The organism is Nocardiopsis deserti, assembly GCF_008638355.1.
Taxonomy (GTDB): domain Bacteria; phylum Actinomycetota; class Actinomycetes; order Streptosporangiales; family Streptosporangiaceae; genus Nocardiopsis; species Nocardiopsis alborubida.
Map to the genome: position 1 here is coordinate 250,570 of NZ_ML703347.1, position 15,502 is coordinate 266,071.

General features: G+C 74.2%; 15 protein-coding genes. 7 read left to right on the forward strand and 8 right to left on the reverse strand.

Going from position 1 to position 15,502, the window contains the following annotated elements; all coding sequences use genetic code 11:
• Positions 1-211 precede the first annotated feature (211 nt).
• Positions 212-934, reverse strand: a complete 723-nt coding sequence (locus FYW99_RS01095; protein ID WP_150249823.1) for a response regulator — start codon at positions 932-934, stop codon at positions 212-214.
• 5 nt (positions 935-939) lie between these two features.
• Complete coding sequence (locus FYW99_RS01100; protein WP_150248964.1) at positions 940-2,187, reverse strand: sensor histidine kinase; 1,248 nt, start codon at positions 2,185-2,187, stop codon at positions 940-942.
• Between the two features lie 151 nt (positions 2,188-2,338).
• On the opposite strand from FYW99_RS01100, the gene FYW99_RS01105 reads away from it, so the two are divergent.
• A complete protein-coding gene (locus FYW99_RS01105; RefSeq protein WP_223838624.1) occupies positions 2,339-3,535 on the forward strand; it encodes a DUF418 domain-containing protein in 1,197 nt (398 codons plus the stop codon).
• A 292-nt stretch (positions 3,536-3,827) separates the two neighbouring features.
• Here FYW99_RS01105 and FYW99_RS01110 read toward each other — a convergent pair whose 3' ends face one another.
• Both FYW99_RS01110 and FYW99_RS01115 read right to left on the reverse strand, forming a co-directional pair.
• The gene (locus tag FYW99_RS01110; protein WP_150248969.1) at positions 3,828-4,112 is read right to left on the reverse strand and encodes a MoaD/ThiS family protein; all 285 of its coding nucleotides are present in this window, start codon (positions 4,110-4,112) and stop codon (positions 3,828-3,830) included.
• 1 nt (position 4,113) lies between these two features.
• On the reverse strand, positions 4,114-5,217 hold the full coding sequence (locus FYW99_RS01115; RefSeq protein ID WP_150248972.1) for a WD40/YVTN/BNR-like repeat-containing protein: 1,104 nt from the start codon (positions 5,215-5,217) through the stop codon (positions 4,114-4,116).
• A gap of 452 nt (positions 5,218-5,669) precedes the next feature.
• On the opposite strand from FYW99_RS01115, the gene FYW99_RS01120 reads away from it, so the two are divergent.
• Positions 5,670-6,275: a TetR/AcrR family transcriptional regulator gene (locus tag FYW99_RS01120; RefSeq protein WP_150248974.1), complete on the forward strand. Its 606-nt coding sequence runs from the start codon at positions 5,670-5,672 to the stop codon at positions 6,273-6,275.
• A gap of 110 nt (positions 6,276-6,385) precedes the next feature.
• Here the strand turns inward: FYW99_RS01120 and FYW99_RS01125 are convergent, their stop codons facing one another.
• Both FYW99_RS01125 and FYW99_RS01130 read right to left on the reverse strand, forming a co-directional pair.
• Complete coding sequence (locus FYW99_RS01125; protein ID WP_223838626.1) at positions 6,386-6,778, reverse strand: nuclear transport factor 2 family protein; 393 nt, start codon at positions 6,776-6,778, stop codon at positions 6,386-6,388.
• Positions 6,779-7,096: 318 nt separating this feature from the next.
• Positions 7,097-7,585 carry a GreA/GreB family elongation factor gene (locus tag FYW99_RS01130; RefSeq protein ID WP_150248980.1) on the reverse strand — a complete coding sequence of 163 codons (489 nt, stop codon included), beginning with the start codon at positions 7,583-7,585 and terminating at the stop codon, positions 7,097-7,099.
• Positions 7,586-7,784: 199 nt separating this feature from the next.
• Here FYW99_RS01130 and FYW99_RS01135 point away from each other — a divergent pair, with 199 nt between their 5' ends.
• Together FYW99_RS01135 and FYW99_RS01140 are read left to right on the forward strand one after the other, a co-directional pair.
• Positions 7,785-9,353, forward strand: coding sequence for a PucR family transcriptional regulator (locus FYW99_RS01135; RefSeq protein WP_150248983.1), 1,569 nt, complete (start codon positions 7,785-7,787; stop codon positions 9,351-9,353).
• A gap of 84 nt (positions 9,354-9,437) precedes the next feature.
• Positions 9,438-9,767 carry a hypothetical protein gene (locus FYW99_RS01140; protein WP_150248986.1) on the forward strand — a complete coding sequence of 110 codons (330 nt, stop codon included), beginning with the start codon at positions 9,438-9,440 and terminating at the stop codon, positions 9,765-9,767.
• A gap of 179 nt (positions 9,768-9,946) precedes the next feature.
• Here FYW99_RS01140 and FYW99_RS01145 read toward each other — a convergent pair whose 3' ends face one another.
• Positions 9,947-10,579, reverse strand: coding sequence for a hypothetical protein (locus tag FYW99_RS01145; RefSeq protein ID WP_150248989.1), 633 nt, complete (start codon positions 10,577-10,579; stop codon positions 9,947-9,949).
• Between the two features lie 277 nt (positions 10,580-10,856).
• Between FYW99_RS01145 and FYW99_RS01150 the strand changes: the two genes are divergently transcribed.
• The 3 genes from FYW99_RS01150 (at position 10,857) to FYW99_RS01160 (ending at position 14,214) form a co-directional block, all read left to right on the forward strand.
• Positions 10,857-12,194, forward strand: coding sequence for a helix-turn-helix domain-containing protein (locus FYW99_RS01150; protein WP_150248992.1), 1,338 nt, complete (start codon positions 10,857-10,859; stop codon positions 12,192-12,194).
• A gap of 107 nt (positions 12,195-12,301) precedes the next feature.
• The gene (exaC, locus tag FYW99_RS01155) at positions 12,302-13,825 is read left to right on the forward strand and encodes an acetaldehyde dehydrogenase ExaC (RefSeq protein WP_150248995.1); all 1,524 of its coding nucleotides are present in this window, start codon (positions 12,302-12,304) and stop codon (positions 13,823-13,825) included.
• A complete protein-coding gene (locus FYW99_RS01160) occupies positions 13,825-14,214 on the forward strand; it encodes a DUF779 domain-containing protein (protein WP_150248998.1) in 390 nt (129 codons plus the stop codon). The genes exaC and FYW99_RS01160 overlap by 1 nt, the downstream gene beginning before the upstream one ends.
• An 85-nt stretch (positions 14,215-14,299) precedes the next feature.
• On the opposite strand, the gene FYW99_RS01165 is transcribed toward FYW99_RS01160, so the two are convergent.
• On the reverse strand, positions 14,300-14,680 hold the full coding sequence (locus tag FYW99_RS01165) for a MerR family transcriptional regulator (protein WP_150249001.1): 381 nt from the start codon (positions 14,678-14,680) through the stop codon (positions 14,300-14,302).
• Between the last annotated feature and the right edge of the window lie 822 nt (positions 14,681-15,502).

Genomic DNA, 15,502 nt, shown 5'->3' on the forward strand with positions numbered 1-15,502 from the left:
CAGGAAACCGCATCGGGGCCAGCGGCGGTAGGGGCGGCTGGAGGCTGTGGACGGGCGCCGCCCGCGGGCGGCTGGAGACGGCTGGCTCCCGCCGGAAGCGGCACAGGAGCGGCGCGGCGCGCGGGGGCCGCGTTCCGCCGCCGAGCGATTCCCGCTCCTGCCGTCGCGCCACCGCGCGGCGCACCGGCGCCGCCCGCAGGGGGCCGCGCGCCTACTCCGCGTGCCCGTTGCGGTAGGCCCAGGCCGCCACCTCCACGCGGTTGCGCGCCCCCAGCTTGGCCTGCACGCTCGCCAGGTGCGTCTTGACCGTGCTCACGGTGACGAACAGCTCCCCGGCCACCTCGGTGTTGGTCAGCCCCCGCGCCACCGCGCGCACGATGTCCAGCTCCCGCACGGTCAGCCCGCAGTCCCGCGGCGCGGACCGGGGCGCCGCCGCGAAGTGCCGCAGCAGCCGCACGGTGACCCTCGGGGAGACCAGGGCGTCGCCCCTGGCTGCGGCCCGCACCGCCTCCACCAGCAGGGCCGGTCCGGCGTCCTTGAGCAGGAACCCGACCGCCCCTCCGGTGAGCGCCGCGTGCACGTACTCGTCCAGGTCGAACGTGGTCACCACGACCACCCGGAGCGGGTCGGCCACCCCCGGGCCGGCCAGCCGCCGAGTGGCCTCCAGGCCGTCCACCCCCGGCATCCGGATGTCCATGAGCACCACGTCCGGGCGCAGCTCCCGCGCCAGCCGGACCGCCTCCAGACCGTCACCGGCCTCTCCCACCACCTCGACGCCGTCCTCGGCCGCCAGCATGTACCGGAACCCGGTCCGCACCATGGCCTGGTCGTCCGCCAGCAGCACCCGGATCGGCGCCGTGCCGTTCCAGGACACCGCCCGCTCGCCTCCGGCCTCCACCGCACGCTCCCCTCCGGCCTCCTGGGCCCCCCGCATCACCGTCACCCCTGCTCCCTGACCGTCGAACGCTGCCCCGGGCCGTCGCCCACCCGGTCCAGCGGCAGCCGCGCCGCCACCTCCCAGCCCCGGTCCCGGGGACCCGCCGAGAACGCACCGCCGAGCAGGCGCACCCGCTCCGCCATGCCGACCAGGCCGAACCCGCCCCCGGTCGCCCCCGCGGCCCCCTGGCCGTCGTCGCCCACCCGCACCGCGACCTCCTCCGGCCCGGCCTCCACCGACACCTCCACCAGGGTGGCACCGCGGGCGTGCCGCAGCGCGTTGGTGACCGACTCCTGGGCGATCCGCAGCACCGCCGTTCCGGCGGTCGGCGGCAGGGAGTCCACGGGGCCGCCGCACCGCACCGCCACCTCCGGGCGGCCGTCGGCCGCCGGTGTCGCCAGCCGGGCCAGCCCCGCGGCGGTGTCCGGGGCCAGCGGCACGTCACCCGGTTCCCGCAGACGCGAGACCATCCCGCGCATGGACTCCAGGGCGCGCGCCCCCGCCGCCTCGATCTCGGGCAGCGCGGTCCGCACCGCGCCGGGGTCGCGGTCGGCGATGTGGCGCAGCGCCTGCGCCTGGACGACGATTCCGGTCACCTCGTGCGCCACGACGTCGTGCAGGTCGCGGGCGATCGCCAGCCGCTCCTGGGACCGGGCCTGTTCCACGTGGGAGCGCCGCTGCGCCTCCCGCCACCGCAGGTACAGCCCCGGAGCCAGACCCGCGGTCACCAGCAACAGCGACGTGGTGACCAGGCTCTCGTAGTAGGGGGTCGGTTCGCGCAGGTGGTCCGAGAGGGCGGCCACGAACGAGCACAGTGCCACGACGCCGATCTGCCAGGGGCGGCAGCGCAGTCCGGCCAGCATGAGCAGCACCAGCAGCCCGCTGACCTCCGAGCTCGCGAAGGCGTATCCGAACACCCCCATGGGCAGCGGCCACAGCACCGCCGAGGCCGCCAGCACCGCGGCCGCGGCCGCCGCACCGGCCACCGTGGTCGGAGCCGCGCCCGAGGCGGGGCGCAGAGCGAGCAGGGCGAGCGCGCAGACCACCCCGCCGGAGACCACCGGCGCGTAGTCCATGGCGGAGTGCGGGGGGCCCATCCAGCCGGGGACGGAGAAGTTGCCGTGAACGCGCAGCAGGTCCAGGCCCCACGCCGCCACGAGCACGCACGCCACGGCCCACGGCGCGAGCCGGGACAGCGCGCCGCCGACCCGGGGACCGCCGAGCACCGCGAACATCCTGTTCATGGCCATGGCGACCAGCGTAGGCCTCGCGGACGCGGTGGGCCTCGGCCGAAGGTACGAGGAGGACGGGTCCGGGCGTCGACCGTTCGGTCGATGTGCTCGCACGGGCACGGAGGCGAGGCTGGGGGCCGTTCACCGTCCGAGAGGAAGAGGGCACCGCATGAGCGAGGCGCGGCACACGACCGGGTTACGGCAGGAGCGGCACACGACCGAGGCCGGGTTCGACGGCGCGGTCCCCGGCCTGCCGCCGCCCGCGCGGCGCGTGGTCTTCCTGGACGTCGCCCGGGCGCTCGCGATGATCGGCGTGGTCATGATGAACGCGTCCTCGGTCGTCTATCCCGTCGAGATGTCGGGGCAGCGGGTTCCGGGCGTGCTGACCGAGCTCGTGGACGGCGGCCTCACGCTGCTCATGTCGGGCAGGGCCAGGACGATGCTCATGGTGCTGCTGGGCGCGGGCGTGGTCCTGGCGTGGCGGGCCGCCGCCCGGCGCGGCGGGCGACCGGCGGCGGTGATGCTGCGCCGCTACGCCGTCCTGGGGCTGCTGTTCGGTCTGCCGCACCTGGCGGTCTTCGACGGGGACATCCTCACCCAGTACTCGGTCGCGGCGCTGCTGCTGGCCCCCCTGATGCCGCTGCTGCTCGGCGGATCCCGCCGCAGACCGCTGGTCGCGACGGCCGTGCTGTTCGCCGCCGTGCCGGTGTCGGACCTCCTGCTCTCCCCCGTCTTCGAGGACTTCTCCTGGGGGAGCTTGGTGGTCCTCCTTCCGCAGACCCTCGGGTTCTTCTGCGTGGGCGTGTGGCTGGCCCGCCGCCCGGAGCTCACCGCCGAGCCCGGGACCGGCACGGAGGGGACCTCCCGCCTGCCGCTGCGCATGCTCGTGTTCGGTGTGGTGGCCCAGGGCCTCAGCGTGGCCCTCGCGCTCGTCGGCAGCGTGCTGTTCCCGACCGAGTTCGGCGCCGACGGCGCACCGGTGCGGTCCGTGGGCGAGACCGTGGTCATCCTCCTGGGGAACACGTTCCTGAACCTGGGCGGAGCCCTGCTCTATCTGGGACTGGTGTGGTGGCTGGTGCTCAGGGGCCGCAGAGCGTCGCGCGTGCTGGGCATCCTGGCCCCGCTCGGGCGGATGACCCTCACGGTGTACCTGGGCAGCACGGCGGTGTTCCTGGCGGTCATGGGACCGTTCGAGGGGACGGTTCCCCAGTTGGCCCAGTACGCCCTGGCCGCCGCCTACTTCGTCGCGACCGCCGTCCTCGCCCACCTGTGGGCGCGCCGGTTCCGGCTCGGCCCGCTGGAGTGGGTGTGGCGGAGCCTGACCTACCTGCGCCCGGCGCCCCTGCGCACCGAGCGCTCCCGTTAGTGGGCTGACCGGACGTGTTGCCGGTGTGACGCATGGGTCCTGATCTGCGTTGATCTTGTACTTGTAGCGGGGTTGGGCGGTCGAGACCCGCTACAAGTGCAAGATCACGGCGAATGGAGCGGCGCCGGTCAGCGCACCGTTCGCTCGGGGCGCCGCCCCACGGCGGTGTCGGCCGGAGTCGCGCAGTGCCCCGCCGCGGCCAGGGGCGGGGAGCGGGGGCTGCTTCGCTGTCCGGACCGGTCGGGCGCCCGGACCGCTCTGCTCCCCGAACCGGTCCGGGCGGCCGGGGCCCTCAGCCCCCCGCGACCGAGGGCAGCACGCGCACGTCCGCGCCGTCGCGGACCGGCGCCGCCAGCCCGCCGACCCCGCGGCACTCGTCCTCGTCCACGAACACGTTGACGTAGCGGCGCAGCCGCCCCTGCTCGTCGCGGATCCGCCGGTCCAGCCCCGGATACCGGGCGGCGAGCGCGTCCAGCACCCCGCCCAGCGCGGTCCCGTCCTCGACCTCCACCGGGACGTGGGCCGCGCCTCCGGCGTCGGCCCGCAGCAGTCCCGGCAGGTGCACGGTCACCCGCATCTCACACCTCCGCGGCGCGTACGCACAGGACGTCGGGCAGGTGCTGGACCACCGGGTGCCAGCCGTCACCGCCGTCGGTGGCGGCGTAGACGTCGCCCGACCGGGTGCCGAAGTAGAACCCGGGCACGTCCGCCCCGTCGGTGCAGGCGCCGTCGCGCAGCACGATCCCGAAGTAGGGGTCCCGCGGCAGGCCCTCCGTGAACGGCCGCCAGCTGCCTCCCCCGTCGTCGGTCCGGTACACGCCCAGCCGGTGGTCGGGCGGCAGGTGCACCTCCTGGCTGACCACCGGGAAGTTGAGCGCGGTCTCCGGCCGGTGCGGGTGGGCGACCACCGCGAACCCGAAGTCGGTGGGCAGGCCGGTCTCCACGGCCGTCCACCCCTTTCCGGCGGGGTCCGCGCTCCGGTACACCCCGTGGTGGTTCTGCGCGTAGAGCACGCCGCCCGGCCCGGCGGCCACCTTGTGCACGCACTGGCCGTACTCGGGCTCCTCCTCGGGCAGGAACACCGCCGAGATCCCCCGGTTGGCCGGAGCCCAACTGGCACCGTCGTCGCGGGTCTGGTAGACACCACCGGTGGACATGGCCACCGTCACGGCCCCGGGCACGCGCCCGCCCGCGCCGAGGATCCCGGGCAGGATCGTGTGGACCGCGCCGCCGCCCGCCCCGGGGAACCAGTTGGCGCGGTGGGGGTGGTCCCACAGGGCGCGGACGAGCTCGAAGCGCAGTCCGCCGTCGGAGGACCGGAACAGGGCGTGCGGCTCCACCCCCGCGTACACGGTGTCGGCGTCGTCGCCGAAGGCGAACTGCCAGGCCCGGACCAGGGAGGCGTCGGTGTCCTCGGGGAAGGCGATGGGCGCGGACCCGGGCTCGTGCCAGGTGGCGCCCCCGTCGTCGCTGTACCAGACGCTCGGTCCGAAGTGCGAGCTCTCCGCTCCGGCGAGGACGCGGCCGCTGTGCGGGTTGACGCCGACCGCGTACACCGAGCTCATGCTGGCGTAGTCCGCGGCGTCGAGCCGGTGGGGGCCGCTCACCTCCCACGCGCGCCGATCCTCGCTGCGGGCGGTGAAGAGCCCCTTGCGTGTGCCGATGACCAGGAGATATGCCATGACCAGCTCCAGAATGGGATCGAGGTCTCCACTGTGGCACAGGTCACCGACAATCGACGGTCGCGCGGCCCGGCGGGCCGCGGTCGCGGTCCCCGGCCGGGAAACAGTAAGGAAACCGAACGTTTTCCCGGAAGATGTTCGATGGGGACCGATCCGGAATGGCTCCCGCCCCAGCCGCATGGAAGACGAAATCCGGTGAGAGGGGAACCGCTTTCCGGGTAGATGTTCCGCACGGCCCGGAAGGCGGTTGTCAGACGAAGCCCCCTCTGCAATAAAATTCCGGGCCAACCGGTGCGTCCGCGTGGGTTTCGGACTGTGCTCACCGGCTGCGTTCCCGCTACAACAGGACAGACGACTTCCCGCTCCCCGGTCTCGCGGTGCGTTTCAGGACTACCGTCCCAATGGTCCTGCGTACCAAAGAGCACCGGGTTCCCACTCGATAGGGTCGCCTCATGTACCACCCCCCCGACACGCTCCACGCCCGCAAACGGCGTAAGGCCCGGGCCATGATCGTGTCAGCAGCATTCCAGCTCTTCGCGGAGCACGGATTCGACAACGTCACGGTCGCCGCGATCGCCGAACGCGCGGAAGTCGGCCGGACCACCTTCTTCAGGTACTTCGGCGACAAACAGCAGGTGTTGTTCGCCGACGACGCGGCCGAAGCCGACCGCGTGTGCGCCTATGTGCGGGAAAGGGTTCCCCGGCCGCTGGGCGATGACCTCGGCGCCGCCGTCGAGCTGCTCAGGGAGGCCGACGCCGCCGTCAGGCCGCACACCGCGCCCTCCCCGGCCCACTCCGCCGTCCTGGCGCGTCTGCTCCGGGAGAGCGGCGAACTGCGCTCGCGCTACCTGCTCACCCGCCAGCAGCGCGCCCACCGGTTCGCCGGTGCCCTGGTGGAGGCGGGTGCGGCCGAGAACGTCGCCGTGCTCGCCGCCCACACCGCGATGGCCTGCGAGCTGACCGCCATGCGGCTGGCGGAGAACCCGGAGGCCTTCCCCGCACGCCTCGACGAGGCCCACGTCCTCCTCCACACCATCGGCAGACCGACGGCCCCCTGACCCGGGCCCCCACCCCACCACCGACCCGGGGCGCACCGAGACCGGTACCGGCCGCCCCGGGCCCTGGCGCGCGACCGGTGCGTCCTCGGCCGCCCGGCGCGCACGCGGTGTCAGGGCGTGCGCCGGGCCGCGTCGAGGGCCGCCTCCACGCCCTCGTCGTAGCGGAGCGCGGCGGTGATCAGGCCGTGGCGCACCTCGAACAGGGTCGCGGTGCGCACCGGGGCCGCCTCGGGCCCCGAGTCGGCGCGGCCGGGCCAGGAGGCGTTCTGCTCGACCACGACGCGGTGCTCGTCCACGGTGTGCCAGCCGACCGGTTCGAGGCGGACGCCCGAGTCGCGGACCCAGTCCAGGAAGACCTCCACGCCCTGTGTGGAACCCTTGGGGCCGCCGACCCTGATGCCGGGGTCGACGACCGCCTTCGCCGCCGTCAGGTCCCGTCCGCTCACCGCAGCGTGCCAGTCCCTGACCGGCGCCCAGCGCGCGTCGTCGGTGTCCGCGCTCATGTGCATCGCCCTCTCTGTGTCGGGTGTCCGTTTCCTCCGGCCCGCGTGCTCCCACGGGGTCCCCACCCCGCTACCCGGAACCGGGCGGTCGTGATCGTCCCGCCGTCCGGGAAAGGGTGTGCGCGGGTCGCGGAGGAAACCCCTTCGGCCTTAGGTCGGTGCCCTCTCCCCGGGGAACGGGCGTTCCCCGCGTGAAGAGGTGACGGAGGTATTCCGCCTCCCCGTGTCCGAGCCGTCCCACCGGTGTCCGGGTACGCCGGGAACGCCGTTCGAGGGCCGTTCACGGCGGGCACCGCCCCGGGGTCCGCGCGACCGGGATCAGTGCACCACGGCGGCCCGGTACGGCTCGGCCCTGAGCAGGGTGACCCCGATGACCGCGCCCCGGGGCGCGGTGAACGTGCGCCGCTCGCCCTGGCGGGCGCCCACCAGCGCCGCGCCCAGCGGGGACTCCGGGGAGTAGACCGTCATCCGGTCCGCCACGGACGCGTCCCGGACGCCGAGGAGGAACACCTCGTCCTCCTCCTCGCCGTCGTAGCGGATGGTGAGCACCTTGCCGGGCGCGGCGATCCCGTCGTCGGGCGCGGCCTCGTCCACGACGGCCTCGCTGAGCAGCCGCTCGATGGTGTGCACGCGCGCCTGCCGAACGGCGGGGTCGTGAATGTAGCGGGGCGCGGGGAGTACGTCCCCCGCGCCCCCGTCCGCCCCGGTGCCGGGGTCGTCGTCGGGGAGCGCGCGCAGCGTCCGGAGCTCCTCCCGGAGCCGCTCGTAGGCCTCCCGGGTCATCCAACGGTCGGTGGTCCTGGCCATGAACGTTCCTTGTCTTCAGGGCCCGCGCCGCGGACCGGGTCCGCGGACGGGGCGAGCACAGCGGCGGCCGACACGGGGGGGCCGCCGCCTATCACGAGTGTGTCCACGGCGCCGGTACCGGGCGTTATCCTCAGGCGACAATCAGCTGAGGTCCCTTTGTGGCCGCGGAACAACTCCGCCGCCGGGGAAAGGAGGGGACGTGATCCACCTCGACCGTCTCGTCAACATCCTGGGCGGCTACGGCGCCCGGCTGGTCGGCCCCGAACCGCTGCGCCGCAGGGAGCTGCGCAGCGTCGCCATGCACGACCCCACCGACGACGTGCCGCAGCTGGGCGACGCCTTCCTCGCCGTCGGCGTGGACTCGGCCGCCGAGGCCGTGCGCCTCGCCGAGCAGGCCCGCGCGACCGTCGTCATCATCCGGTCCGCGACCGGGCCCGGCGACGACGTGCGCGCACGCCTGGGCGAGGGCGGCCCCGCCCTCCTGGTCGTCGAACCCGCCGTGTCGTGGAGCCAGGTCTCCGGCGTCGTCTACGGGCTGGTCCTGGAGGGGCGCGAGACCGAGGCCGGGCGCGGCCCCAGCGACCTGTTCACCCTCGCCGACACCGTCGCCGCCGAGGTCGGCGGACCCGTCACCATCGAGGACCGGGCCTCGCGCGTGGTGGCCTACTCGGCCTCCCAGGGCGGCACCGACCGGGTGCGACGCGACACCCTCGTCGACCGGCGGGTCCCCGAGCCGGTCCGCGAGCGCCTCGACGCCGACGGGGTGCTCACCCGGCTGGCGGCCGCGACCGGACCCCGGTTCGTGCCGGGGATACCCGAACTCGGCATGGGCGGGCGCACCGCCGCGCCGATCCGGGTGGGCCGCGAACTCCTGGGGACGCTGTGGGTGGTGTGCGAGGCCCCGTTGGACGCGGACCGGTCCCGGGTACTGAGCGAGGGGGCGCACACGGTCGGGCTGCACATGCTGCGCGCCAGGGTCAGCAGCGACCTGGAACGGCAGGTGGAGTCGGAGTCGGTGATCGACCTGCTGGAGGGCTCCGCCGACCCGGCGCAGACGGCCGGGCGGATCGGCCTGCTCGGGTCGGGGCTGCGGGTGATCGCCTTCCAGGCGCGTGCACGCACCGAGCCCGAGGCCGCGATCCTGCACCTGTTCGAGCAGGTCACCACCGGTTTCGGCTGGTCCCGTCCGGGGCGCAGCACCCTGCTCGGAACCACCGTGTACACCGTGCTGCCGTGCGGGGACGACCCCGCCCCGGCGGTGGAGTGGGTGCGCTCGACGCTGCGCGGTCTGCCCGACCGGCTGGGAGTGGTGGCCGGTGTGGGCGGCACGGCCGACGCCGCGGACCTGCCCGCCAGCAGGCAGGAGGCGGACGAGTGCCTGACGCTGCACGGGCAGGCGCCGGAGGGCGCCGACGCGGTCGTCTACGACGACGCCTGGCACTCCGTGCTGCTGCGCCGCCTGCGCCTGGTGGCCGAGGCCGGGCGCATGCCCGTCCGCAACCCGGTGGCCGACCTGGTCCGGTACGACGCCGAGCACGGTACCGACCACGCGCGCACGCTCCGCGCCTGGCTGTACGTGCACGGCGACCTGGGGCGGGCGGCGGAGCTGCTGGGCCTGCACCCCAACACGGTGCGGTACCGGCTGCGCCGGATGGGCGGGGTCGCGGACCTGCCGCTGCACGACCCGCGGGCGCGGGTGGCGATGACGGTCGCGCTCGCCGCGCTCGTGGCGGACCCGCCCGGCGGGGAGGGCCCGCACCCGCTCTGAGCGGGCGTCGCGTGTGTTCCGGCGCACTCTCCCGAGTTCGGCAATGCCCGGGTGCGCGGGGCCGCCGATCGCTACCGTTTGCTCATGAGCACACTGATCAAGGACCTGACAGCGTTGTTGGGGACCGCGGCGGCGACCACCCGGTGGGACGGGCGCGTGGAGGAGGCGCTGGCCCTGCCCCTGGTGGAGGCGGGGCTGGCCCGCAGGACCCCGGCGGGGACCTACCTGACCCCCGCCGGGCGCGACGCCCTCCCCGACGGCGCCACCGCGCGCGAGCTGCGCCCGCGCTTCGACTGGGGCAGCGACCCCTATCCGGCCGTCCCCCCGGCGGTGCCGACCGTGGAGGACGTGCGGGCCTACCCCGCCTACTGGCTGTGCGGCCCCGGCCGGGAGCGCGTCCGAGAGGAGCGCTGAGGCGGGCCCCGCGGGGGGACGGGGACGCCCGTCCCGGTGCGGGTCCGTGCTTCCCCCCGCGTTGGGGGCGCTCCGCGCCCACGCCCCGGTGGCCGGGGCCTGTCTCCGGACCGGCCTCAGCCCGCGGGGGGCGGTCCGGGCGCCCGGGCACGGACCGGAGCGAAGGTCGGGAACACCGCCTAGTGATGGCGCGGGTACCGCGCGCGCTCGCCGAGCAGCCTCCTCTTGTGCCGGTTGCGGCGCACGCCCGTGGTGATGAGGATCGGCAGCCCGATCACGAGGCCCGCGAGGGGGAGGCCGACGAACGCGGCCATCGCGCCGACGACGTAGACGAAGAATCCCGTGCCGTCCTCCACCTCGGCGACCGCGTAGACCGTCTCGGGATCCCCCTCGCACACCAGCGTGTACTCGCCCTCCCCGTCGTGGGAGAACGAGCCGACCAGCGACCAGCTCCGGTTTCCGGACTCGGCGCTGTGGCTGTGGGACGGGAGGCCGAAGGACTCCTCCTCCCCGTCGGGTGTGACCAGCCAGCAGGCCGACCCGTCGGCGCCCGCCGGGCTGGAGTACAGGCCGACCTCGCCGGGCTCGGAGGCGACCGTGAACACGGCCTCCGCGGACCCCTCCACCCGGGCGGAGAACTCGGGCAGCGCCAGGGTGCGGTACAGCATGACGCCGAAGCCGACGACGCCCGCGACGATCCCGAGCACGACGAACGCCGCGCCCACGGCGTACCCGAGGCGTCCGGGGCGCAGTTCCCGGGGGTCCACCCGGATGCGCGGGGGAGGGGGCGGGGGCGGGAGGTGGGCGGACACGGGCGGCCTCCAGGAGTGCGTGCGGTTCCCCGGGCGGGGGAGCGGGTTCGTGTCCCGTAGGACGGCACGAACGCGTGTGTTGGTTGTCCCGAACCCCATGTTCTGACTCCGGTGGCCGGTCTCCGGAGCGGGGAGGCCGGGCCCGCGCCGCGTGGGGCGGCGCTGACCGGATGGTTCGCCGAGACCCCTTGTCAGAAGGGGCGGGCGCGGATTCAATCAGGGGTGTCGGGCGGTCCGTCGGCACGGCCCGCCGTCGCCTCGGCGGAGGGAAGCGCGCATGCCGGGACCGTGGAACGCGTGGCCGTGGGACGCCGACCCCGAGGCCGTGCGCAGGGACGTGGCGGTCGCCCACACGCGCTTCACCGACTCCGGCCGGGTCAGCGGCCCGGTCCGTCCCGTCGTCGGCGCCTCCTGGCGGCGCAGCGCCCTGCACGGCGTGGACCCCGACACCGCCCTGCCCCGGGTCGAGCTCACCGGTCCCGCCCTGCGCGACCACCGCGAAGCGCACCCGCTGGCCGCCGTCATGCCGCTGCTGCGGCACCTGCTCGTCGACACCGCGCCCGGACCCCAGATCGTCGCGGTGGGCGACGCCTCGGGCCGCCTGCTGTGGGTGGAGGGCGACCACCGGCTCCGCGGCCGCGCCGAGGACATGTGCTTCGTCGAGGGCGCCAACTGGCACGAGCACGCGGTCGGCACCAACGCGCCCGGCGTCGCCCTCGCCTTGGACCACGAGGTCCAGGTGTTCGCCAGCGAGCACTTCACCCGGGGTGTGCAGCACTGGAGCTGCTCCGCGGCGCCCCTGCACGACCCCGGTACCGGCGCCCTCCTGGGCGTTCTGGACATCACCGGGGACAGCCACCTCGCCTCGCCGCAGGCCCTGGCCCTGGTCCGCGCCGCCGCCACCGCGGCGGAGACGGAGCTGCGCGCCCTGCGCGCCGGGGCCCGCAGACCCGTGCCGGGACGGCGGCAGGAGAGCCGGGCGGCCCTCCCCCCCACCGGTCCGCACGGAGGCGCCGCGCCCGCCGGGGAACGGAGACCCGCCGGGGACGACCGGCTCCGCGTCCTGGGACGCGACGGCGCCCGGCTCACCCTGGACGGGCGCGACCTGGCTCTGAGCACCCGCCACTCCGAGATCCTGCTTCTGCTCGCCCGCAGTCCGCGCGGGTTGACCGGCGACGCGCTCGGCGCCCGGCTGCACGAGCGGGACGCCTCCCCGGTCACCGTCCGCGCCGAGATGTCGCGCCTGCGCCGCCTCCTCGGCCCCGGCGTGCTCGCCTCCCGCCCCTACCGGCTGTGCCGCTCGCTGGCCACCGACGTCGACGAGGTGCGCCGCCACCTGTCCGAGGGCTCCTACCGGCGGGCCCTGGACGCCTACGCCGGGCCGGTCCTGCCCCGCTCGGAGGCGCCCGGCGTGGCCGAGGTCCGCGACGGACTCCAGGCCGAGGTGTGTGAGGCCCTGGGCGCCAACGCCGCGCCAGACGTGCTCCTGGCCTGGGCCGAGCACCCCGAGTGGCGCGACGACCCCCGCGTCCTGACCGCCGTGCTGCGCGTCCTCGACCCCGCGTCCCCGCACCACGCCGCCCTGCGCGGCAGGCTGCGCTGGCTCGGCGGCTGACCCGCCCGCAACGTGGTCGCAACGTGGCGGTGACTAGCGTCACCCTCCAACTTCCCCGGAAGCGGCTGCCGGTCCACGGCCGGAGCCCCGCGAAGAAGGAGTCCGCCATGGCGATCTACACACCCCCGGGCCAGCCCGGAAGCGTCGTCGAGTACGCCGCCCGCTACGACAACTGGATCGGGGGCGAGTGGGTCCGGCCGGTCCGGGGCCGCTACTTCGAGAACCCCAGCCCCGTCAACGGCCGCGTCTTCACCGAGGTCGCCCGCAGCGGGGCGGAGGACGTCGACCTGGCCCTGGACGCGGCCCACGGCGCCGCGCCCGCCTGGGGGCGCACCTCCGCCGCCGAGCGGGCCCTGGTCCTCAACCGGATCGCGGACCGCGTCGAGGAGAACCTGGAGAGGCTCGCCGTCGCCGAGTCCTGGGAGAACGGCAAGCCCGTCCGCGAGTGCCTGGCCGCCGACCTACCGCTGGCCGTCGACCACTTCCGCTACTTCGCCGGGGCGATCCGCGCGCAGGAGGGGCACACCTCCCAGATCGACGGCGACACCGTCGCCTACCACTTCCAGGAGCCCCTGGGCGTGGTCGGCCAGATCATCCCGTGGAACTTCCCCCTGCTCATGGCCACCTGGAAGCTCGCGCCCGCGCTGGCCGCAGGGAACGCGGTCGTGCTCAAGCCCGCCGAGCAGACCCCCGCCTCGATCCTGCTGCTCATGGAGCTCGTCGCCGACCTGCTACCGCCCGGCGTGGTCAACGTCGTCAACGGCTTCGGCGCGGAGGCGGGCAAGCCGCTCGCCAGCAGCCCCCGCGTCAGCAAGGTCGCCTTCACCGGCGAGACCACCACCGGGCGCCTCATCATGCAGTACGCGTCGGAGAACCTCATCCCGGTCACCCTGGAGCTGGGCGGCAAGAGCCCCAACATCTTCTTCGCCGACGTGGCCGCGGCCGACGACGCCTTCTACGACAAGGCCCTGGAGGGCTTCACCCTCTTCGCCCTCAACCAGGGCGAGGTGTGCACCTGCCCCTCGCGGGCCCTGGTGCAGGACGCCGTCTACGACCGCTTCATGGGCGACGCCCTGGCCCGCGTCGGCCGGATCCGGCAGGGGGACCCGCTGGACACCGAGACCATGGTCGGCGCCCAGGCCAGCAACGACCAGCTGGAGAAGATCCTGTCCTACATCGACATCGGCCGCCGGGAGGGGGCCGCGGTCCTGGCCGGAGGGGAGCGGGTCGACCTCGGCGGCGACCTGTCCGGCGGCTACTACGTCGCGCCGACCGTCTTCGGGGGCCACAACGGCATGCGGATCTTCCAGGAGGAGATCTTCGGACCGGTGGTGTCGGTGGCACGCTTCGACGACTACGACGACGCCCTCAAGACCGCCAACGACACCCTCTACGGGCTGGGGGCGGGGGTGTGGTCGCGCGACGGCAACACCGCCTACCGCGCGGGCCGCGACATCCAGGCGGGCCGCGTGTGGGTGAACAACTACCACGCCTACCCGGCGCACGCGGCCTTCGGCGGGTACAAGCAGTCCGGGATCGGCCGCGAGAACCACAAGATGATGCTCGACCACTACCAGCAGACCAAGAACCTGCTGGTCAGCTACTCCGACAAGGCGATGGGGCTGTTCTGATGGACTCCCGCGCCGACGGCGCGGCGGTGGAGAGGGTGGCCGTCACCGACGCGGCGGCCGCCCTGCTCCGCGAGCTGCGCGCCGAACACGGGCCGCTCATGTTCCACCAGTCCGGCGGATGCTGCGACGGCAGCTCGCCGATGTGCTATCCGGCGGGGGAGTTCCGCACCGGGGCATCGGACGTGCGCCTGGGAGACCTGGACGTGGGCGCGCCCGAACCGGTGCCGGTGTGGATGTCGCGGGCGCAGTTCGAGCTGTGGAGCCACACCCACCTGACCATCGACGTCGTCCCGGGGAGGGGCGCGGGCTTCTCCCTGGAGGCGCCGACGGGCCACCGGTTCCTCGTCCGCTCCCGGCTGATGACCGACGACGAGGCCGAACACCTCTGAACCCGCGCGGACGCGGCGGGGGTGGAGAACGCGGCGAGGCCGCCCTGACGGCGCCGTACGGGGCGGCCTCTCCGGGACCTGCTTCTCAGCCCACGCCGCCCCGTTCCTGGTCGGGCGCTTCCAGGGGGTCCGGGCGACCGTCGGTCCGGGCGTCGGCCTCGGATGCGCGGAGTTCCTCGTTGATCCGCTGCGCCTCCTCCAGTTGGTCCTCCAGGATGATGATCCTGCACGCGGCTTCCACCGGGGTGCCCTCGTCCACGAGTTCGCGGGCGCGGGAGGCGATCCTGAGCTGGTAGCGGGAGTAGCGGCGGTGCCCGCCCGCCGAGCGCAGGGGCTCGATCAGCCGGGCCTCACCCAGAGCGCGCAGGAACGCCGGTGTGGTACCGATCATCTCCGCGGCGCGGCCCATGGTGTAGGCGGGATAGTCGTCATCGTCGAACCGGTCTTCGGTTTCGGGACGGGACAAGCGTTTCTCTTTCTCTCCTCATCGCACGCCGAGGGCCCCAGCGCCTTGTGGCGCTGGGGCCCGAGAGTTCAATACCACCTACCGGCTGCTGCCGGTCTTCCGCTTCCCGAGGTCAAACTGGGACGGGAGCGCGGGGATCGCGGTTGTGTGACCGTGGACCACCTTCTTCCGAACCGGGGCCTGCGGTACCCGAGTGGAACATCTCCACACCCGGGCGATCCTCGATGGCATCTACTCCTCTCGATCTCACTGCGTGCACTTCACACCTGCTGCGGAGTCCCCCGTGTGGGCGGGACGCCGGTACTGCGTACTGCCTTACCTCTGTACTGCTCTACCTCTGTACTGCGGTGTTGCGGTCCTACCGGCTCCCGGCGTCTTGAAGCACGTGCACACCGGTCGAGCCGACCTGCTCTGTTACTGCGCGGTCCTTCCCGTGTTGGCGAGGAACCGGTCCTGCGTCACTGCGGTCCTACCGGCTCCCGGCGCTGTCCAGCATTCGTGCGCCGGTCGAGCCCTACCGCGTTTCCCTTGTCGCTACGGCGCCCCCCGTGCTGGCGGGACACCGGTCCTGCGGTACTGCTCTACCTCTGTACTGCGGTGTTGCGGTCCTACCGGCTCCCGGCGTCTTGAAGCACGTGCACACCGGTCGAGCCGACCTGCTCTGTTGCTGCGCGGTCCTTCCCGTGTTGGCGAGGAACCGGTCCTGCGTCACTGCGGTCCTACCGGCTCCCGGCGCTGTCCAGCATTCGTGCGCCGGTCGAGCCCTACCGCGTTTCCCTTGTCGCTACGGCGCCCCCCGTGCTGGCGGGACACCGGTCCTGC